We start from the raw sequence: 18,895 nt of genomic DNA, 5'->3' as shown, positions 1-18,895 counted from the left end.
GTCGCCGGGATCAGGGCGCGGTCAGCCAACGGTCGGCCGCGGCCCGACCGTCTTCGGCGGGCAGGGCGGCCAGCACGTCGGCGGCGTCGCGGTCCTGGCCCAGCGCCTGCAGGACCGCGTCCGAGACCGTGGCCGGGTCGCCGTCGGCGGGGACGACCACGTGCCCGCCCGCCCGCAGCTCCGCGGCGATCCCGGTCTCCTCGGTCGCGACGAGCCGGCACCCGTGGGCCCATCCCTCGACCAGCGGCAGACCGACCTGCTCGCGCCAGCGACGGGCCGGCTGCGACGGCAGCACGAGCACCTCGGCCCGGCGCAGCTCCTCGTGCACCCGGGCCCGCGAGGCGTCGGCGACCACGCGCACGCCCGGCACACGTCCGGCGAGCTCGGCGGCCGCCGGGGCCAGCGGGCCGGACCCGACGACCGTGAGGCTCGCGCCCGTCGCGGCCGCGACCGCGGGCCAGGCCGCGGCCAGGAGGTCGAACCCCTTGCGCGGTTCCAGCGACCCGAGGAAGAGGACCGAGTTCGGGTCCTGCCCGAGCACCGGGCAGTCGCAGGGCGCGGGCAGGGCCGGGATCGCGGCCGTCGCCCCCCGGACGGCGGGCCGGTCGACGACCTCGCGGTACAGGGCCTCCGCGCCCGGGGTCCCGAAGGCCAGCCGGTCCAGCCCGCGGGCCGTGCTCCGGGCGGCGAGCACCTGCAGACCGTGCCGCAGGCGGGCCCCCGGACCGGTCGGGACGGGACGGCGGGGATCGCGGTTCTCGATGGCGTAGCTGACGACACGGACCCTCCGTCGGCGCAGACGGGCCCCGAGGCGGGCGGCGGTCATGGCCACCCACGCCGTGGGCGCGGCCGGCAGCATGAGCGGTTCGTTCACCTCGACGGTGTCCGGCCGCGACGTGAGGAGCAACCGGGCAACCTCCCACGGCCCCACCTGCCGGACGTCGAGACCGGCCAGCAGCCCGAGGTCGAAGTCGCCGCGCCGCGTGCGGTAGAGCAGGGTCACGTCGCCGATGGCCCGCGCCCGCTCCAGGTGGGCGCTGCGCGCGGTCCGGTACACCTGGACGTGGCGACGCAGCGGCCCGGCACCCGCGCCGGTCCCGCCGGTGGGGTCGTCGGAGGCGTCGTCGGGGGTGTTGTCGGCGGGGTCGCTCACGGCAGCACGTCGGTGACGATGGCCCGCAGCTGGGCGGCCAGACGCGCCGAGGAGGCGTGCTCCTCGACGTGCCGACGGCCCCCGGCGCCCAGGTCGGCGGCCTGGTCGGGGTGGTCGAGCAGGTGCAGGATCCGTTCGGCCATCGCGGGTGCGTCACCGGTGGTCGTGAGGAAGCCGGTCCGTCCCTCGCGCACGTAGTGCTCCATCCCCGGGGTCCGGGTCAGGACGACGGGTCGACCCGTCGACATCGCCTCCAGGGCGACCGTCATGCCCGACACGTGCAGGTTCGGGCGGGTCGCGATCGCGACCACCGAGGCCTGCGCGTAGAGCTCGCGCAGCTGCCGGTGGGTGAAGTACCGCTCGGTCCGCACCCCGGGCGGAGGGGGCAGCTCCGAGGTCGTCTGCACGATCATCCCCGTCCCGGGGCGGGCGCGCCCCACCTCCTCCAGCGCCGCGAACAGCGTGGCCGCGTCGCGGTCCCGGTCACCGCCGATGCTGACGACCGTCGGGGCCCGGTCGGGGTAGGGCCGGGCGGCGTAGAACGTCGGATCGACGCCGAAGCCCACGAACCGGACCGGCGGGGCACCGGGACCGAGCTGCTCGCGCAGGGCGTCGACCTGCGGCTCGCTGAGGCACCAGACGGCGTCGAGCTCGCGCAACCGGGCCAGGCGGGCCTGGGTGGTGCGGTCGGTGCGCCCGGCCGCGACGGCGTCGCTGACCCAGATCGCGCCGGCCACGCGGGCCCGGTAGCGCGACGGGCCCTCCATCCGCAGGGCCATGTTCTCGTCCCAGCCGAGCCCGATCCGCGGACGCCCGAGCGCGGGCAGCGGCACCCGGCGGACCGCCCGCAGCCAGCGGGAGGGCCGGGCCACGCTGCGGCGCACGACGTCGAAGGGCGCGTCCGACCCCGCTGCCGGGTCGGTGGCCGCCACGATCTCGTCGAGGCCGTAGGGCCAGCGACCGGGCACCTCCCCGGCGGCGTGCCGGCGCTCCCAGGCGGCGGCGTCGCGCTCGGCCGGGTAGTTGACCTCCAGCAGGGGTCTCACCGCTGCGCCACCGCCGTCCGGTAGGCCTGCACGTGCGCTTCGGCGGCCTCCGGCCAGTCCCGCGCGGAGAGGTCCGGCCGGGCGCCGCGCGGGGTCGACCGGAGCGCGGCGAGGGCCCCGAGCAGCGTCTCCGGACCGAGGTTCCCGTCGTAGAGGTGCACCCATCCCGGTCCCGCCTCCCGGGCGAGCTCGGTGGTCGCGGGGCTGCGGGGGAGCAGGACGGGTCGGTCGAGGGACAGGGCCAGCAACGCCGCCCCGGAGTTCGCGACCTCCCCGCTGGTGGGCCGGTAGGGGAGCACGACCAGTTCGGCGGCCCGCACGACGTCGGCGAGCTCGGCGTCGTCGAGGTGGTGCAGCCGGAGGTCGACGCGCGGGTCGGCCGCGGCGGCCCCGCGGAGGTCCGCGGCGAGCCCGGCGTCGGGGCAGGCGCCCGCGACGCACAGCCGCAGCGACGACCCGGCCTCGACCCCTTCGCCCCGGGTCGGGCCCGACCCGCTCGCGACGAGGGTGGGCGCGGTCGCCGCGAACGCGCGCAGCAACCCCTCCGCGTTCTTGTAGCGGCGCAGCAGCCCGAACTGGACGAGCGTGCCCGCCGCACCCTCGGCCGGGGTCGGCCCGAGGAACGGGCGGACGTGCTCGCGGTAGTGGCCGTGCGGGACCACGACGGCCGGCCGCGCGGGCGCGACGGTCCCCCGGGTCGCCGCGGTGAGGTGCACCGTGGTCGTGGTGAGGGCGTCGACCCGGCGCAGCAGGGCCCGTTCGAGCCGGCCCCCCGCCTCGTGCGGGACGGGGTTGTGCACGGTCCGCACCAGTGCGGTGCGTCGCGTCCGCAACCGCAGCAGCAGGGCGGCGACCAGGGCCTGCCGCCACCGCGTGCGCAGGCGTGAGGACCCCCGTGACCACACCTCCGGCCAGTGCACGTGGACCACGTCGTAGCGCCCGGTCAGCGCGCGCCGCCAGGAGAACGTGTCCACGACCAGTTCCGGCCGGGCCCGCAACGCGGTCAGCAGCGAGCTGATGTAGGGGTTGGTCGTCGCCCGCGGCGTGCGGAACGACTGGAGCACCCGGAGGGGGCGCTCCGCGGCGGGGCCGGTCATCGACCGGCTCAGCTGTTGGCGGTGATGAACTGCCGCAGCAGCGTGCTGGTGGTGCCGTGGGTGTACGGGAAGTACACGACGCGTGCCCCGACCCCGGCCATGCTGGCCTCGAGGACGTCACCCTTCGGGGTGCCCTGCCAGTCGTCGCCCTTGAAGAGGACGTCGAAGTGCAGCCGCTCCCACATGGGCATCTTGTCCGAGGTGCAGTCGTCGACCACGACCTCGTCGACGATGGCCAACGAGCCCAGGATGTCGAGGCGCTCCTCGAGGGCGATGACCGGTCGACGGCCCTTGGTCCGCTCGACGACGTCGTCGGTGACCGCCCCCACGATCAGGTGGTCGCACTGGGCCCGGGCCCGGCGCAGGATGTTGAGGTGGCCGACGTGGAACAGGTCGTACACCCCCGGAACGTAACCGCGAATGGTCACGAGACCCCCCTCGTTGTCGTCTTGCGCTCGTCCAGACCCGCGGCCTGTCCGTACCAGGCGACGAAGGACGCCGCCGCCACGATCGTGAACCCGATGGCCAGGGCGCCGTACACCCAGGAGAACACCGCCGGGAACCCGACCAGGACCATCACGATGCACTGCACGCCGTAGTCGACCGGGATCGAGGCCAGCGAGCGCAGCGACGAGTGCCGCCGCGCCTCCCCGGCCGCGACCGTCGCCTGGACGTCGCGCACGCCGGCGAGCCGGCGCAGATGGTCGTTGAGGATGATGGTGAAGAACCACGTGCTGGCCACCGCGCTGAACAGCAGTGGCAGCAGCAACCAGGCCGTCGGCAACCCGAAGGCGGGCAGGTCCCAGAACCGGTAGGCCGCGATCAGCACCGCCAGGTGCAGGCTCGCGGTCTTGCCCGCGTCCAGGACGTGGTCCAACCATTCCCCGCTCTTGGACCCCCCGCCGCGCAGGCGGGCCAGCTGCCCGTCCGCGGCGTCCAAGGCGTAACCGAGCGCCAGCAGGGCCCCGACCAGCACGCCCACCCACCAGGCGGGAGCGAGCAACGCCGTGGCCGCGATCCCCAGCCCGGTGCTGACCCCGGAGAGGGCCGTGACCTGGTTGGGCGTGAGCCCGGCGACGTGCGCCAGGGCGGCCAGTCGCCGTCCGAGCGGGCGGTTGACGAACCGGGAGTAGGCGGGCGCGCCCTGGGCGGACTTCTGCGCGGCAGCGAGTCTGGCCAGGGAGTCGGCGTAGGTCACCTGTTCTTTCATCGTCCTGCCAGCGTGACAGGTCCGTCACGCCGGACCAAGCAGATCCGCGCCGTCAGGGCTGATCGGGTGGCTCGCAGTGCCAAGATGCTCTCTGTGAGTGACGACACCCGCAACAGCGAAGACCCCGCGGTCGCGCCGCCCCCGACCCCCGGTCGCGAGGAGCTGCACGTCATCGTCGCGGTCCTCACCTACCGCCGACCCGACGACCTCGCCGCCCTGCTGCCCGAGCTCGGGCGCCAGAGCGGGCACCGCGCCCTCGCCGTGGGTGACGGCCGCGTCCACCCCGCCACGCGGGCCGAGGTCGAGGTCCTGATCGTCGACAACGATCCGGTCGCCCAGCCGTCCGTCCGCCGGCTGGTGGAGGCCGCGGGCGCCGCCTACGTCCACGAGCCCAACCCGGGCATCGCCGCCGGCCGCAACCGAGCCCTGGACGAGGCTCTCGCCCGCGGTGCCGACGTGCTCGTCTTCCTCGACGACGACGAACGCCCCGGCCCCGACTGGTTGGCCCACCTCCTGGACACCTACGCCCGGACCGGCGCCGGTGCCGTCGTCGGTCCCGTCGTCTCGGAGTTCGCCGTCGACCTCGACCCGTGGATGCGGGCCGGGCGGTTCTTCGACCGTCGCCGCCTGCCCACCGGCACCCCGGTGACGGTCGCCGCGACCAACAACCTCTTGCTGGACCTGTTCATGTTGCGGCGCACCGCCATCCGCTTCGACGAACGGTACGGCCTCACAGGCGGCTCCGACACCCTGTTCACCCGGCGCCTCGCCATGGCGGGCGTCGAGATGGTGTGGTGCGACGAGGCCGTCGTCGTCGACGTCGTCCCGCCGGAGCGCTGCCGCCCGGAATGGGTCCTCCGTCGGGCCCGCCGCAGCGGCAACGGCTGGAGCCGGACGACTCTGACTCTCACCCAGGGGTCGCTCCCGCGCGTCCTCGCCCGCGTTCGCCTCTCCGCCCAGGGAGCCGTCCGCCTCGGTGGGGGAGCGCTCCGCCTCGGCGCGGGACGCGTCACGCAGCGCTTGGACTGGCAGGCGCGCGGGGCGCGCACCCTGGAACGGGGTCGCGGGCTTCTCGGCGGGGCCTGGGGGCGGGTCGAGACCGAGTACGCCCGGCCGACCGGCACAGCCACCGGTGACCGGACGCCGGGCTGAGCGACCGTACGGTGGGGGGGTGCCAGCCCGCTCCCCCCTGGCCCTGCTCCTCGGGCAGGCGCTGACCGGACTCGTCCTCGGCGTCGTGTGGTGGTGGTTGACCCGCGATGCGGCTGACGTCCTCCTCGGTGAGCCGGTCCGGGTCTCGCCCAGCGCGCTCCCGATGGCCCGTGACGGGGTCCTCACCGGCCTGACGGCGCTCGCCGGCATCGTCTTCGGTGCCCTCGCGACGCGACAGGCACTGGGCGTTCCGCGGGTGACGTCGGTGCGGCGGAGGGCCGACGCGACCGCTGCGCAGCACGGGACCAGCGCCGCTGCCACGTCGCCCGAGCCGACCACCGGCGTCGACCGCCCGGCGACCACGAACCGGCTCGGCCCGCAGGCCCCGTACGCTCCGGAGACCGACGAGCCCCACGCCACGGGACGCCCCCACCCGCGCCCCTCGGCCGTGCTGCTGGCCCTCGTCTGCGGTGCGACCGCCGGCTCGCTGCTGGCCGCGGCGACCGGCGCAGCGTTGCCCACCACGTCGACCTCGCCCTTCGCCGCGGTCGGGGTGACCGCGGTAGGGGTGCTGCTCGTCTGGCCGTTGGCAGCCTGCGCCACGATGTTCGCCATCACCGCCGCCGGGGCGTTGCGCGACTGGGTCCGCGACGGTTCCGCCCTCCGGCACGAGCACGGTGCGCGGGAGGCGGCCGACGAGACGACCTGATCGCCCCTGGTTCGGGATGCGGGCGGCGCCCGCCTCCCGGCCCCGGAGGCCCCCTGCGGCACCACCGTTCGGGCCACCGGAGGAACGACGCGGTCAGCCGGCGGTGTCGGGCCTGCCACCCGAGAGCCGAGGCACCGTCCGCGCGCCCGGTGCCCATCAGGCGGCGCGTTCCCTCCAGCGGGGTTCGAAGCGACGGTGGTAGCGCGGCCGCTGCTCGGCGTCCAGCCGTTCCGGCGCGACGACGTAGGCGACCTGGTCGTGGTCGAGGCGTACCTGCCACCCCCGGTCGTGGACGTCGTGATGGTGCACCGAGCAGAGCAGGACGAGGTTGTCCAGATCGGTCTTCCCGCCGTCGGCCCAGTGCTGGATGTGGTGGGCCTCGGTGTGCGCCGGTGGACGATCGCACCCGGGGAAGACGCACCCCATGTCCCGCAACCGGAGCAGGCGTCGTTGCGCCGGGCTGGCGGGCCGACTGCTCCGTCCGAGATCGAGGGGTTCGGACCTGCTGCCCAGCAACGCGGGCAGGATCCCCGCATCGCAGGCGAGACGCCGCACCGTCGACGCGGGCAGGTCCTGCGACCACTCCGTGTCCCGCCACCGGTGCTCGTCCTCAGGTCCTCCCAACCGACGGTGACGACCAGGGTCGTGGGCGACCCCTGGGTGGTGGTGGCACCCATGGCGACCTGCGCCATCCGGACAAGGGCCTGACCGCGTCGTTGGGAAGCGGTCCGCGGGTGGTCCTCCTCGACCCGCGGGATGAACGCGTTGAGGGCGGTGAGGAGGATCGCCTGACCCTCGGCGTCGAGTTCGCCGCTGACCGCGGTGGTGCCGCTGCTGTTCTCCGTCACCGTGAGGGTGCGGATCTCGGGATCCTCGGCGCGCCCGGTCTGATCGGGGACGAGGGCGAGACGCAGGCGGGTACCGCACCGACGCAGGCCGTGCGGATCCAGGTGGTGGGCCTCGGCCGTGAGTCGGGACTCCGCGTCGGCGAGGGTCGGGCCGGTGACGCCGCAGTCGCGCAGGTCGTCCAGGGTCCGGTGCAGCACCCGGACGTGGCCGGCGTGGACCTGGCCGGCGGCCCAGGCGGAACGCAGGACGGCGAGCTCCCCCCGGGTGGTGGCGGTGGCGATCTCCGTGGCCGCCTTCGCCTCGGCGGGGCCGAGCCCGAGGGTGCCCAACCAGGTGCGGGTGCTGCGGGCGCCGAGGTTGCGGGCGGCACCGGTGCCCTCGATGTCGGCCAGGACGCGGTTGGCGTGGTGCTCGAGGCGGGCCAGGGCGGAACGGAGCTGCTTGTAGTGCTCGAGTTTCTCCCTGTCCTCCAGCTCACCGGGTTCGACGCCGGAAAGGGTGTCGACGGCAGCCCGGAGCGTTCGCAGTGCGGCGTCCGGTGACGAGGGTGGAGGCGCGACGTCGGTGGTCATGGCGGACGACCGTAGTGACGACTGCGCTCTCAGGGAAGCACCGCAGAGTAGTGTTTGCGTTGCAGGACAACGGATCTACTCAACCGGAACCCGCCAGTGTCGCACGTGTCCGCGACAGGGAGCGACGATTGTGGACGGTGCCGGGTGCGAGGACCCCCCTGTGGACGGGAGGCGGTCGTCCTGCCGGGAGGAGGCATCTCCCGGAACGGTTCTGCCTCGTTCGACCTCCCCAGGAACTCCGGCGAGCGGCGTCCGCGCCGCTGCGCCGCAGAACCCGTCGGAGGATCTCGTCGCGGTCGATCACGGCCGACCCCACTGCTCCGAACCACGTCGTCGTCACCCGCGCCCGGAGTTCCTCACCCCGGCCCCGCCCTCTACCGCGGTGAGCGCTCCCACCCCGTCAGCGGGCGATATCGTCGACGACAGCACGGGTGAGCGTCACCAGCACCGCCGGATCGAGCTCGACCTGCAACCCCCGTCGACCGGCACTCACCAGGACGGTCGCGAACAGCACCGCGGACTCGTCGACGACGGTCGGGCGAGGGTCTTCTGCCCCAGGGGGGACACGCCGCCGAGGACGTAACCTGTGCTGCGTTCCACCCGGGCCGGTTCCGCCAGCTGGGCCCGTCGTCCGCCGACCGCCGCGGCCAGCGCCTTGAGGTCGAGCCGGGACGGCACCGGGACCACCGCGACCACGAGGTCGCCGTCGACGTCGGCGAGCAGCGTCTTGAAGACCTGTTCGGCGGCGATGTCCAGGCCACCCTGGCGCAGGGCCGCCACCGCTTCGTCCCCGTAGGACCGTTCGCCCGCGACGTGCTCGTAGGGGCGTACCTCGTGCGCGATCCCCGCCGAGGCGAGCACCCGCAGGGCCGGGGTTCCGGCGGGGGAGGGGCGGGCCACGGGTCAGTTGGGGTTTCCGGGATCGACCGGCTGGGTGGTCGGCAGCGTCCCGAAGGTGTCGATCAGCGCGGTCTCGTTGCGCAGCAGCGTCTCCTCGGCGACCAACCGGTCCCTCGTGTCAAGGGCTTCCAGGAGGCGCTGGCGTTCGCCCAGCGGGAGCACCATCGCCGCGGCCACCAGGAACGAGAGAACCTCGGGATCGTCCGGGGCGCTGGTCCCCCCGATCCCGAGCCGCTCGCGGTAGTTCTCGAAACGTCCGGCCACGCCCGCCGCCAGCACCGCGAGGTCCGCAGCCTCCGCGGAGGGCAGGGCGTCGTTCCCGGCGCCGGAGGACCCCAGCGGTGGGGCGTCGGCACCGTCCGTGGCGTCGTCCGTGGCGTCGTCCCTGCCGTAGGCCTCGACCAGGCCGGTCAGGTAGGGGGTCCCCGCCTCCGTGTCGATGCCGAGCAGTCGGAACCGGCTGGCCCCCACGGTGACGATCTCGATGGTGCCGTCGGGGGACTCCGAGACCTCGCGCAGCAGGGCCAGGCATCCCACCTCGTGCAGCATCCGGGTGTTGCCGGGCCCCACCTCGTGGCCGCTGCGGATCGCGACCACGCCGAATCCGCGGGCCTCGGTGTCCTCCCGCGCCATGAGGTCGGCGACCAGGGTCCGGTACCGCGGCTCGAAGACGGTCAACGGCAGGACCAGACCCGGGAACAGGACGCTGTTCAGGGGAAACAGCGGCAGGCGGCGGGGCACGTCCAGCACCCTAGTGTCCTCGGCCCGGTCGGGGTCCGTCGTGCGCCCGCGGGTCCGCCCGTCACCTTCTCCACAGGGCGCCCGATGCCCGGGGGTCCCTCCACAGCGGCCCGGCCCCACCCCGTCCCGGGAGGCGCAGCACGCCCTAGAATCGGCGCCCGTGACGACCTTCGCCCCGCGCCGCATCGACCTCCGTGGTCGCCGCCTCGACGCCCGCGTCCTGCGGGGGGTGCTGCCCCGGGCGGACGTCGACGTGAGCGCCACCCTGACCACGGTCGCCCCGATCTGCGAGGACGTCCGCGCCCGTGGGGTGGACGCCCTGCGGGAGTACACCGCGCGCTTCGACGGGGTCGACCTCGACGACGTCCGCGTGCCGCGTGAGGCCCGTCGCCGGGCCCTGGCCGATCTCGACCAGCAGGTTCGGGCCGCGCTGGAGGAGAGCATCGCGCGGGCCCGCCGGGTCCACACGGCGCAGCTGCCCACCGAGCTGCAGACCGAGGCGGCCGCCGGGGGCCGCGTGGGCCAGCGCTGGGTCCCCGTGGGCCGCGTCGGTCTGTACGTCCCCGGCGGACGGGCCGTCTACCCCTCGAGCGTGATCATGAACGTGGTACCCGCGCAGATCGCCGGGGTCGCCTCGATCGCCGTCACCAGCCCCGCGCAGAAGGACTTCGGTGGCCTTCCGCACCCGACCATCCTGGCGGCCTGCGAGCTGCTGGGCGTGGAGGAGGTCCTGGCCGTGGGCGGTGCCCAGGCGGTCGCCATGTTCGCCTACGGGGTCCTCGGACGCGACGCCGACGGCGCGGAGGAGACGGTCGTCGACCCGGTGGACGTGATCACCGGCCCCGGCAACGTCTTCGTCGCCGCGGCCAAGCGCTACGTCCAGGGGACGGTGGGGATCGACTCCGAGGCGGGTCCCACGGAGATCGCCGTCCTGGCCGACGACGGCGCCGATCCCGACCACGTCGCCGCCGACCTGATCAGCCAGGCCGAGCACGACCCGTTGGCCGCAGCGGTGCTGGTCACCGACTCGTCGGCCCTGGCCGACGCCGTCGACGCACGCCTGGAGGTGCGGGTCCCGGCCGCCAAGCACGCCGACCGGATCGCCGAGGCCCTGCGCGGTCGTCAGTCGGCCGTGGTGCTCGTCGACGACGTGGAGGCCGGTGTCCAGGTCGTCGACGCGTACGCGGCGGAGCACCTGGAGATCCAGACCCGGGACGCGGCCGCCGTCGCCGCCCGCATCCGCAACGCGGGAGCCGTCTTCGTCGGGGCGCACTCCCCGGTCTCCCTCGGCGACTACTGCGCCGGGTCCAACCACGTCCTGCCGACGGGCGGTACCGCCGCGCACTCCGGCGGGTTGGGAGTGCACGCCTTCCTGCGGGGGATCCAGGTCATCGACTACGACGAGACGGCGCTGCGGGAGGTGGCCGACCACGTCGTCGCGCTCGCCGAGTCCGAGGACCTGCCGGCCCACGGTCAGGCCGTCGTGGCGCGCTTCCCCGGGGCCGACGCGTGAGCGGGGACCGGCCCCCGGCGGAGGGGCCCGGTGACCGCCCCGAGCGCGGCGACGACGCGCTGCCGAGCGACCTCGACGCGACCTTCGACTTCGACGCGGAGTTCGCGAAGGCGTTCGGACCGCAGCCGCCCGTGCGGTCGGTCATCGTGGCGCCGGTCGCCGACGCCCGGAAGCTGGCCGAGGTCTGCACGTTGGCCTCCGTCCACGCCCACGTCGTCCCGGTCAAGGGGCTGGGCTGCGCCCTGGTGACGGTGGACCCGGCCAGCGGTGAGGCGGACGTCGAGAAGCTCTCGGCCGTGCTGCGCGGCGCGGAGATCGTGCTGCTCGTCGTGCGCGAGGAGGCGATCGAGGGCCAGACGTGGCGCGACGGTCAGCGCGGTGAGGACCCGCGCCCGGGCCTGCTGCTCTCGTTGTGGCCGGACGTCATGCAGCAGCTCGTCCTGGGGAAGCTGGACGCGGCCGAGGCGGCCGGCGCCGCCCTCGGTGGCGAGGGGTCGCGCATCGGCTCGTTCTGGAAGCTCTTCACCAGGCGTGGGGGCGAGCCCGACGCCGACGTGCCCCCGGGGGAGCGCAGCTGAGGGCGATGGTTACGCGACCGGGGCCGGGTCAGTTCTGGAAGGATGGTCCCCGTGATGGTCTCGAGTCCGACGCCCGCCGCCCCGGCCCTGCCGTTGCGGGAGGACCTCCGGGGCGAGCAGCCCTACGGGGCGCCCCAGCTCAGCGTCCCGGTGGTCCTCAACGTGAACGAGAACCCCTACCCCGTCGCCCCCGAGATCGTCGCCGACATGGCCGACGCGGTCGCGGCGGCGGCGGTGGGACTGAACCGCTACCCCGACCGTGAGTTCCTCGACCTGCGCGCCGACCTGGCGGCGTTCCTGCTGCGGGAGTCCGGTGCCGAGCTCCTCCCGGAGCAGCTCTGGGCCGCAAACGGTTCCAACGAGGTCATGCTCCACGTGCTCCAGGCGTTCGGCGGTCCGGGACGCACCGCCCTGAGTTTCGCCCCCACGTACTCGATGTACCCCGAGTACGCCCGGGACACCCTGACGGACTGGGTCACCGGTGAGCGGCGACCGGCCGGTTCCGAGGATCCCTTCGGCGTCGATCCCGAGCACGCCTGCAGCCAGATCCGCCACCACCGACCCTCGGTCGTCCTGCTGGCCAGCCCCAACAACCCCACCGGGACCGCACTGCCCCTCAGCACGGTCGAAGCTGTCCTGGCCGAGGTCGCGGCCCTGCCCGCGGGAGGGGTGGTCGTCGTCGACGAGGCCTACGGGGAGTTCCGGCGCGAGGGGGTCCCCAGCGCCCTGCAGCTGCTTCCGCAGCACCCGCGACTGGCCGTGAGCCGCACCATGAGCAAGGCCTTCTCCCTGGCGGGGGCCCGGCTCGGCTACCTCGCCGCGTCCCGGGAGTTCGTCGACGCCCTGCGCATCGTCCGGTTGCCCTACCACCTCTCGGCGGTCACCCAGGCCGTCGCCCGGACGGCGCTCCGGCACTCCGAGACCCTCCTCGCCCGGGTGGACGAGCTCCGGGTCCGCCGCGACGAGACCGTGCAGTGGCTGCGCCACAACGGTTTCACCGTGGCCGAGTCCGACGCGAACTTCGTGCTGTTCGGGGAGTTCGACGACCGGCACGCCGTCTGGCAGGGGTTGCTGGACCGTGGCGTCCTCATCCGCGAGACGGGCCCCGCCGGATGGTTGCGGGTGAGCATCGGCACCGCCGAGGAGATGCAGAGTTTCCGTACCGCCCTGATGGAAGTGGTGAACGAGCAGTGAGCAGGACCGCCCGGATCGAACGCGCGACCTCGGAGTCGACCGTCCTCGTCGAGCTGGACCTCGACGGCACGGGTCGGACCCAGATCGACACGAGCGTCCCGTTCTACGACCACATGCTCACCGCCCTGGGCAAGCACTCGTTGATGGACCTGACCGTCCGGGCGACCGGGGACACCCACATCGACGTGCACCACACGGTCGAGGACACCGCGATCGTGCTGGGGCAGGCGTTCCGGCAGGCGCTGGGGGACAAGGCGGGCATCCGTCGGTTCGCGGACGCGACCGTCCCGTTGGACGAGGCGCTCGCCCACGCCGTCGTCGACGTCTCGGGCCGCCCGTTCTGCGTGCACACCGGCGAGCCCGCGGGCCAGGAGTACCACCTCATCGGTGGTCACTTCACCGGGTCGTTGACCCGCCACGTGCTCGAGAGCTTCGCCTTCCACGCCCAGATCGCCCTGCACATGCGCGTGCTCGCCGGGCGCGACCCGCACCACGTCGTGGAGGCGCAGTTCAAGGCGCTGGCCCGCGCCCTGCGCTACGCCGTCGAGGCCGATCCCCGGGTGCAGGGGATCCCCTCGACCAAGGGCGCCCTGTGACGAAGGTCGTCGTGCTCGACTACGGCTCGGGCAACGTCCGTTCCGTGGTGCGGGCCCTGGAACGCGTCGGCGCCGAGGTCGAGCTGACGGCCGACAAGCGGGCGGCGGTCGAGGCCGACGGCTTGCTCGTCCCGGGCGTCGGTGCCTTCGCCGCGGTCAGCCGCGCGCTCGCCTCGGTCGACGGAGGGCAGATCGTCGACCGCCGGCTGGCGGGGGGACGTCCCGTCCTGGGAATCTGCGTGGGACTGCAGGTCATGTTCGACGGGTCGACCGAACGTGGCGGGGACGACGTCCCCGGTCTGGGGCAGTGGCCGGGCACGGTCGAACGGCTTCCGGCCGCAGTGGTCCCGCACATGGGGTGGAGCACGGTCGAACCGCCCTCGGGCTCGCAGCTGTTCGACCAGATCGCCGGGGAGCGCTTCTACTTCGTGCACTCCTACGCGGTGCAGTCCTGGACGCTCCTCGACACCACGGGTGGGGTGGTGCGACCGCCGCAGGTGACGTGGGCCGAGCACGGGGCCCGTTTCGTCGCCGCGGTCGAGAACGGCCCGCTGTCGGCCACCCAGTTCCACCCGGAGAAGTCCGGGGACGCGGGCGCCCAGCTGCTGCGGAACTGGGTGTCCTCCCTCACCTGACGCCGGGTCCACCCCGTTCTGCACCTCCCGGCGCCGGGGGAGCGGGCGGCGGTCGGCGCGGTCCGCGGCACCGCGCCCGGCCATTAGCATGCACCCGTGCGCATCCGGACCGGTTCCTCGGGCAACTTCGACAAGATCGTCCTGTTCAGCGGTTCCGCCCACCCGGGTCTGGCCGCCGACATCGCGGCAGAACTCGGCATCTCGCTGGCCCCCAGCCGGACCAGCCGGTTCTCCAACGACTGCCTCGAGGTGCAGCTGGAGGCGAACTGTCGCGAGCGGGACGTCTTCATCATCCAGCCGCTGGTGCCCCCCGTGCAGGAGGCGCTGGTCGAACTGCTCCTGATGATCGACGCGGCCCGGGGGGCCTCCGCCGGACGGGTGACGGTGGTCATGCCGCACTACGCCTACGCGCGTTCGGACAAGAAGGACGCGCCGCGCATCTCCATCGGCGGACGCATGGTCGCCGACCTCATGGTCGCCGCCGGGGCCAACCGGGTGCTCGCGATGACGCTGCACTCGCCGCAGGTCCACGGGTTCTTCTCGGTGCCGGTCGACCACCTGCACGCACTGCGGGAACTGGCGACGCACTTCCAGGGGGAGGACCTCTCGAACTCCGTCGTCGTGTCACCCGACCTCGGTAACGCGAAACCCGCCGCGCAGTTCGCCCGGTTGCTCGGCACCGGGGTCGCCGCCGGCGCCAAGCAGCGTTTCGCCGACGACCGCGTGATGATCGCCGACGTGATCGGGGAGATCGAGGGCAAGGACGTCATCGTCCTGGACGACGAGATCGCCAAGGGCAGCACCGTCTTCGAGCTCCTGGACCGGTTGCGCGAGCGCGGGGCGCGCACTGTCCGCGTGGTGTGCACCCACCCCATCTTCGCCGGCGACGCCCTCGACAAACTTCTGGCGCACCCCGACATCGACGAGGTCGTCTGCACCGACACCGTGCCCCTGACACGGCAGATCCCCGAGGGTGTCGAGAAACCGGAGGGTCTCTCGGTCATCTCCGTCGCCCCGGCCATCGCCGAGGCGATCGGACGGATCCACGAGGGCGAGTCGGTCAGCGCCCTGTTCACCCACTGACGGCCGCACCGAGGCCGGGGCGGGCGTCGAGGCGCGGTGCCCGGCCGGGTCGTGACCTCTCGCCGACGTCTCGCGGATGACTCGTCGTCCGCTCCCGGGGGCCCGACCGGCGGGGGCGAACCCCCGCCACGATCACTGTCGCCCCTCGGCATCCCCGCGCGGTCGGGTGCGACCGTCCGGCTGGCTAAACTCTGCTCCCGTGACCAGCGCTCCCCGCCTCGAACTCCTCCCCGCCGTCGACGTCGCCGACGGGCAGGCCGTCCGTCTCGTCCAGGGTGAGGCCGGTAGCGAGACGTTCTACGGCGCCCCGCTGGAGGCGGCCCTGGCCTGGCAGGAGGCGGGCGCCGAGTGGGTCCACCTGGTCGACCTCGACGCCGCGTTCGGGCGCGGGTCCAACCGGGAACTGCTGGCCGAGGTCGTGGGTCGTCTCGACGTCGCCGTCGAGCTGTCCGGGGGGATCCGGGACGACGCCTCCCTCGAGGCCGCCCTGGCGACGGGGTGCCGACGGGTGAACCTGGGGACCGCCGCGCTCGAGAACCCCGACTGGACCCGGGACGCCATCGCCCGCCATGGCGACCGCATCGCCGTGGGGCTGGACGTGCGGGGGACGACCCTCGCGGCGCGCGGGTGGACCCGCGAGGGCGGTGACCTCTGGGAGGTCCTGGCCCGCCTGGACGCCGACGGTTGCGCCCGCTACGTCGTGACCGACGTGACCAAGGACGGCACCCTGAGGGGTCCGAACGTGAACCTGCTGCGCGAGGTCTGCGCCGCGACCCGGGCCCCGGTCGTCGCCTCGGGTGGCATCTCCAGCCTGGACGACCTGCGCGAGCTGCGGACCCTCGTCGACGCGGGGGTCGAGGGGGCGATCGTCGGCAAGGCCCTCTACGCCGGCGCCTTCACCCTCCCCGAGGCTCTCGACGTCGCCGGACGACCCTGAGCACGTCGGCCCCGGGAGCGGACTCCCCCCGGGGCACCGATTCCGCGGGCGTCCCCTGGGCGGGGCGCACCCTGCAGTCGCACGGGTTCTCCGACGACGACGGTGGGGCCGCGGCCGACGTGCGGGCGGCCCTGGGTCGGTGGGCCGAGGTCGTGAGCACCGGGCCGGGCGCAGCGGATGCGCCCGAGGACTCGGGAACGACGGGACGCCCGGCGCGCGGCCGTCGGTCCGCCGAGCACCGCTGGACCCGGGTGCGCGCCGAGCGCGACGTGGTGGCGGCGCTCGTCGGGACCCGCGTCTTCGCTCCCGTGGTGGCGGCGCCGGGGGAGACCGAGGAGACCGCCCACGGGACGGCCGACAAGAGCGCCGACATGGCCCTGGCCCTGCTGACCCGGCCGGACGGCTCGCGCGCGCTGCCACTGTTCACCGGGCTCGACGCCCTCACCGCGTGGGACCCGCGGGCCCGGCCCGTGCCGGTCCCGGTGGCCACCGCGGCCCTGGCCGGAGCGCAGGAGGAGTGCGACGTCCTCGTGCTGGACCCGGCGGGCCCGGTGGCCTTCGTGGTGCGGCGGGCGGCGTTCTGGTCGCTCGCCCGGTCCGCGCCGTGGGTGCCCTCGCCCCTGGACGAGTCCGTCGACGCCGCCGTGCGCGCAGCCCTTGCCGGTCTGAGCGAGCTCCGCGGGATCCGCTGCGAACCCGGCGAGGACGCCGAGCTGCGGGTCGTGCTGGGTGTCGTCCCCGGGCTCGACGCGCGTGGGGTCACCGAGCTCTCGCAGTCGGTGGGGGAACGGCTGGCCGCCGACGAGACGGTCGCCGACCACGTGGAGTCGCTGGAACTGCGCGTGCTCCCCGCCCCCTGAGGGGCGAGGAGCACGAGGTCACCGCTCGCCGCGCAGGGCTCGCCGCGCAGGACTCGTCGCGCAGGGCCGCGTCGGTGCGCGCGGGGCTGCGCGGGATCAGGCCTGGACCTGCTCGGCGACCTCGTCGACGTTGCGCTCGGCGGCGACCGCCTGCTGGCGCTGCCGGATGGTCCAGGCCGCACCCGCGGCGGCGGCGCTGAGCGCCACGGCGGCGAGCCACGGCCGGGTCAGGCGTCCGCCCAGGGCGGCGTCGAGGGAGTAGCGACCCGGGCCCGAGACGGCCAGCGCGGTCGAGGCCAGCCCCAGCACCGCCGGGTACTCGTACCCGCCGGAGGTGGCGAAGAAACCGTTCGGCGCGTGCACGGTGGCCGCGGCCGACATCGCCGCGGCCGAGGCGGCGCCGCCGACGGGCGTGGCGAGACCGAGCGCGAGCAGCACCCCGCCGCCGGTCTCGCTGAGGCCGGCCAGCACGGCGTTCTGCTTGCCGGGACGGAACCCCATGGCGTGCATGGCCCCTGCGGTCCCTTCCAGGCCTCCGCCTCCGAAGACCCCGAAGAGCTTCTGGGCGCCGTGGGCGACGAGGGTCCCCCCGACACCGAGACGCAGGGCGAGCAGTCCGAGATCACGGCCGTGGACGGTCACGAAGGTTCCTCCTGGGGTTGCGGTCGCCGCGGACGCGCCGCGGCGATAGTCCAAGCTTCAAACATCATCATCATGAGGGTCCGCGCCGTCACCCACAAATCGGGTGGCGAACCCCCGGCGGCCCGGTGACACCATCGTGGCGTGAGTCCTCCCGTCCCGCCCGCCGCGTCCACCCGTCTCGGACGGGCCGCGGCGGGATACCTGGAGGTCCTGCGGATCCCCGGTGTGGCCCCCCTGGAGGTGCTCGGCTGCCTCGGTCGGGTGCCGATGCTGGCCGCCGGGATCGTCTGCGTGCTGCACGTGGTGCAGACCCTCGGCCTCGGCTACGGCGCCGCGGGCGTGGTGGGGGCGGCGGCGACCATCGGCACCGCGATCAGCGCCCCGTGGCGGGGACGGGCGGTGGACCGGTGGGGACTGCGTCGGGCGTTGCTGCCGACGATCCTCGTGCAGGGCGTCCTCTGGAGCGTCGCGCCCTTCGTGGGGTACGCGCCCCTGGTCGCCCTCGCCTTCGCCGCCGGTCTGGTCGGCGCGCCACTGTTCACCGTGGTGCGCCAGAGCCTCGCCGTGCTCGTCCCCGAGGAGCGTCGACGCACCGCGTTCGCGCTGGACTCCGTGCTGGTCGAGCTGGCGTTCATGGTCGGGCCCGCCCTGGGGGCGCTGGTCGCCCTCGAGGTCTCCACCCGGGCGGCGCTGCTGGTCGTCGGGTGGTCGCAGGTCCTGGCCGCGGTCGCCTTCTTCGTCCTCGACCCGCCCGTCCGTTCCGCGACCCCGACCCTCACCCCGACGATCGGGCCCCCGACGGCGCGCCCCGGCCCGGCCGACCGCGGCCCGATCTGGAGTCGCCTGCTGCTCTCGGCGCTGCTGTGCGCCTTCGCGGCCGACCTGGTCCTGTCCGCGACCGACCTCGCCCTCGTGGCCGAGCTGCGCGAGTCCGGGGCGGCCCGCTGGATCGGCGCGGTCCTCGCCGTGTGGGCCCTCGGCTCGGTGGTCGGCGGCCTGGCCCACGGCGCGGTGGCCCGTCCCTGGCCCGCCTGGGCCCTGCTCCTGGCGCTCGGGCTGAGCACGATGCCGCTGGCCCTCGTCCACGGTCCGCCGTTGCTGGCCGTGGGCGCGTTCGTGGCGGGGTTGTGGTGCGCCCCCGCGATCAGCGCCACGGTCGAACAGGTGGCGGCGAGCGTGCCCGAGGGCGACCGCGGGCGCGCCATGGGCTACCACGCGGCCGCGATGACGACGGGGGCCGCCCTCGGTTCTCCCGCCGCCGGTCTCGTGGGCGACCTCGTCGGGACGGAGGCCGCGTTCGTGGTCTTCGGTCTGCTGGCCGCGCTGCTGGCGCTGCCCGCCCGCGCGACGGCCCGACCCGGCACCCGCGGCCGGCCCGGCACCCGCGGCGTCCCGGGTGCGGCCCGGCCGATCCGGTCCGGGCGACCC

General features: G+C 74.5%; 19 protein-coding genes and 2 pseudogenes. 12 read left to right on the top strand and 9 right to left on the bottom strand.

The genetic code is table 11. The features are described from left to right. Positions 1 to 10 precede the first annotated feature (10 nt). Genes ACFFKU_RS06175 through ACFFKU_RS06155 form a run of 5 tightly spaced genes read right to left on the bottom strand, consistent with a single transcriptional unit; the run spans position 11 to position 4,506 of the window. Positions 11 to 1,153 carry a glycosyltransferase gene (locus ACFFKU_RS06175; protein WP_380136526.1) on the bottom strand — a complete coding sequence of 381 codons (1,143 nt, stop codon included), beginning with the start codon at positions 1,151 to 1,153 and terminating at the stop codon, positions 11 to 13. Beyond that, on the bottom strand, positions 1,150 to 2,199 hold the full coding sequence (locus ACFFKU_RS06170) for a glycosyltransferase family 4 protein (protein WP_380136525.1): 1,050 nt from the start codon (positions 2,197 to 2,199) through the stop codon (positions 1,150 to 1,152). Before ACFFKU_RS06170 ends, ACFFKU_RS06175 begins: the two co-directional genes overlap by 4 nt. Further along, the gene (locus tag ACFFKU_RS06165; protein ID WP_380136524.1) at positions 2,196 to 3,296 is read right to left on the bottom strand and encodes a glycosyltransferase family protein; all 1,101 of its coding nucleotides are present in this window, start codon (positions 3,294 to 3,296) and stop codon (positions 2,196 to 2,198) included. Before ACFFKU_RS06165 ends, ACFFKU_RS06170 begins: the two co-directional genes overlap by 4 nt. A gap of 8 nt (positions 3,297 to 3,304) precedes the next feature. Beyond that, positions 3,305 to 3,697 (bottom strand): FAD synthase family protein, encoded by a 393-nt coding sequence (locus tag ACFFKU_RS06160; RefSeq protein WP_380136522.1) that lies wholly within the window; start codon positions 3,695 to 3,697, stop codon positions 3,305 to 3,307. Positions 3,698 to 3,720: 23 nt separating this feature from the next. Continuing rightward, positions 3,721 to 4,506 (bottom strand): CDP-alcohol phosphatidyltransferase family protein, encoded by a 786-nt coding sequence (locus ACFFKU_RS06155; protein ID WP_380136520.1) that lies wholly within the window; start codon positions 4,504 to 4,506, stop codon positions 3,721 to 3,723. An 84-nt stretch (positions 4,507 to 4,590) separates the two neighbouring features. On the opposite strand from ACFFKU_RS06155, the gene ACFFKU_RS06150 reads away from it, so the two are divergent. Next, positions 4,591 to 5,658, top strand: coding sequence for a glycosyltransferase family 2 protein (locus ACFFKU_RS06150; RefSeq protein ID WP_380136519.1), 1,068 nt, complete (start codon positions 4,591 to 4,593; stop codon positions 5,656 to 5,658). 19 nt (positions 5,659 to 5,677) lie between these two features. After that, positions 5,678 to 6,367: a hypothetical protein gene (locus ACFFKU_RS06145; protein ID WP_380136517.1), complete on the top strand. Its 690-nt coding sequence runs from the start codon at positions 5,678 to 5,680 to the stop codon at positions 6,365 to 6,367. A gap of 156 nt (positions 6,368 to 6,523) precedes the next feature. On the opposite strand, the gene ACFFKU_RS06140 is transcribed toward ACFFKU_RS06145, so the two are convergent. Further along, positions 6,524 to 6,991: an HNH endonuclease signature motif containing protein gene (locus tag ACFFKU_RS06140; RefSeq protein ID WP_380136516.1), complete on the bottom strand. Its 468-nt coding sequence runs from the start codon at positions 6,989 to 6,991 to the stop codon at positions 6,524 to 6,526. Positions 6,992 to 7,101: 110 nt separating this feature from the next. Here ACFFKU_RS06140 and ACFFKU_RS06135 point away from each other — a divergent pair, with 110 nt between their 5' ends. Further along, positions 7,102 to 7,758: a hypothetical protein gene (locus tag ACFFKU_RS06135; RefSeq protein WP_380136515.1), complete on the top strand. Its 657-nt coding sequence runs from the start codon at positions 7,102 to 7,104 to the stop codon at positions 7,756 to 7,758. A 430-nt stretch (positions 7,759 to 8,188) separates the two neighbouring features. On the opposite strand, the pseudogene ACFFKU_RS06130 reads toward ACFFKU_RS06135, so the two are convergent. Together ACFFKU_RS06130 and ACFFKU_RS06125 are read right to left on the bottom strand one after the other, a co-directional pair. Then, positions 8,189 to 8,688: pseudogene (locus ACFFKU_RS06130) on the bottom strand (aminoacyl-tRNA deacylase). 3 nt (positions 8,689 to 8,691) lie between these two features. After that, entirely contained in the window at positions 8,692 to 9,429 is a 738-nt protein-coding gene (locus ACFFKU_RS06125; RefSeq protein ID WP_380136513.1) for an LON peptidase substrate-binding domain-containing protein, read from the bottom strand. Between the two features lie 160 nt (positions 9,430 to 9,589). On the opposite strand from ACFFKU_RS06125, the gene hisD reads away from it, so the two are divergent. From hisD to ACFFKU_RS06085, 8 genes are all read left to right on the top strand, one after another. After that, positions 9,590 to 10,942, top strand: a complete 1,353-nt coding sequence (gene hisD, locus ACFFKU_RS06120; protein ID WP_380136512.1) for a histidinol dehydrogenase — start codon at positions 9,590 to 9,592, stop codon at positions 10,940 to 10,942. Continuing rightward, the gene (locus ACFFKU_RS06115) at positions 10,939 to 11,520 is read left to right on the top strand and encodes a hypothetical protein (RefSeq protein WP_380136511.1); all 582 of its coding nucleotides are present in this window, start codon (positions 10,939 to 10,941) and stop codon (positions 11,518 to 11,520) included. Before hisD ends, ACFFKU_RS06115 begins: the two co-directional genes overlap by 4 nt. Positions 11,521 to 11,574: 54 nt before the next feature. After that, positions 11,575 to 12,714, top strand: coding sequence for a histidinol-phosphate transaminase (locus tag ACFFKU_RS06110; protein WP_380136576.1), 1,140 nt, complete (start codon positions 11,575 to 11,577; stop codon positions 12,712 to 12,714). After that, positions 12,711 to 13,310: an imidazoleglycerol-phosphate dehydratase HisB gene (gene hisB, locus ACFFKU_RS06105; protein WP_380136510.1), complete on the top strand. Its 600-nt coding sequence runs from the start codon at positions 12,711 to 12,713 to the stop codon at positions 13,308 to 13,310. The genes ACFFKU_RS06110 and hisB overlap by 4 nt, the downstream gene beginning before the upstream one ends. Further along, on the top strand, positions 13,307 to 13,945 hold the full coding sequence (gene hisH, locus ACFFKU_RS06100) for an imidazole glycerol phosphate synthase subunit HisH (RefSeq protein WP_380136508.1): 639 nt from the start codon (positions 13,307 to 13,309) through the stop codon (positions 13,943 to 13,945). Before hisB ends, hisH begins: the two co-directional genes overlap by 4 nt. Positions 13,946 to 14,041: 96 nt before the next feature. Further along, positions 14,042 to 15,028, top strand: coding sequence for a ribose-phosphate diphosphokinase (locus tag ACFFKU_RS06095; RefSeq protein ID WP_380136506.1), 987 nt, complete (start codon positions 14,042 to 14,044; stop codon positions 15,026 to 15,028). A gap of 199 nt (positions 15,029 to 15,227) precedes the next feature. Beyond that, positions 15,228 to 15,965: a bifunctional 1-(5-phosphoribosyl)-5-((5-phosphoribosylamino)methylideneamino)imidazole-4-carboxamide isomerase/phosphoribosylanthranilate isomerase PriA gene (gene priA / locus ACFFKU_RS06090; protein WP_380136504.1), complete on the top strand. Its 738-nt coding sequence runs from the start codon at positions 15,228 to 15,230 to the stop codon at positions 15,963 to 15,965. Between the two features lie 152 nt (positions 15,966 to 16,117). Next, positions 16,118 to 16,825: an SseB family protein gene (locus ACFFKU_RS06085; RefSeq protein ID WP_380136502.1), complete on the top strand. Its 708-nt coding sequence runs from the start codon at positions 16,118 to 16,120 to the stop codon at positions 16,823 to 16,825. 96 nt (positions 16,826 to 16,921) lie between these two features. On the opposite strand, the gene ACFFKU_RS06080 is transcribed toward ACFFKU_RS06085, so the two are convergent. After that, positions 16,922 to 17,467 (bottom strand): DoxX family protein, encoded by a 546-nt coding sequence (locus tag ACFFKU_RS06080; RefSeq protein ID WP_380136500.1) that lies wholly within the window; start codon positions 17,465 to 17,467, stop codon positions 16,922 to 16,924. Positions 17,468 to 17,734: 267 nt separating this feature from the next. Between ACFFKU_RS06080 and ACFFKU_RS06075 the strand changes: the two are divergent. Next, positions 17,735 to 18,844: pseudogene (locus ACFFKU_RS06075) on the top strand (MFS transporter); the annotation flags it as partial. Positions 18,845 to 18,895: the final 51 nt, after the last annotated feature.

Source organism: Kineococcus gynurae (assembly GCF_042433995.1).
In the GTDB taxonomy this organism is placed as follows: Bacteria; Actinomycetota; Actinomycetes; order Actinomycetales; family Kineococcaceae; genus Kineococcus; species Kineococcus gynurae.
This window is presented reverse-complemented; position numbering and strand designations above follow the sequence as displayed.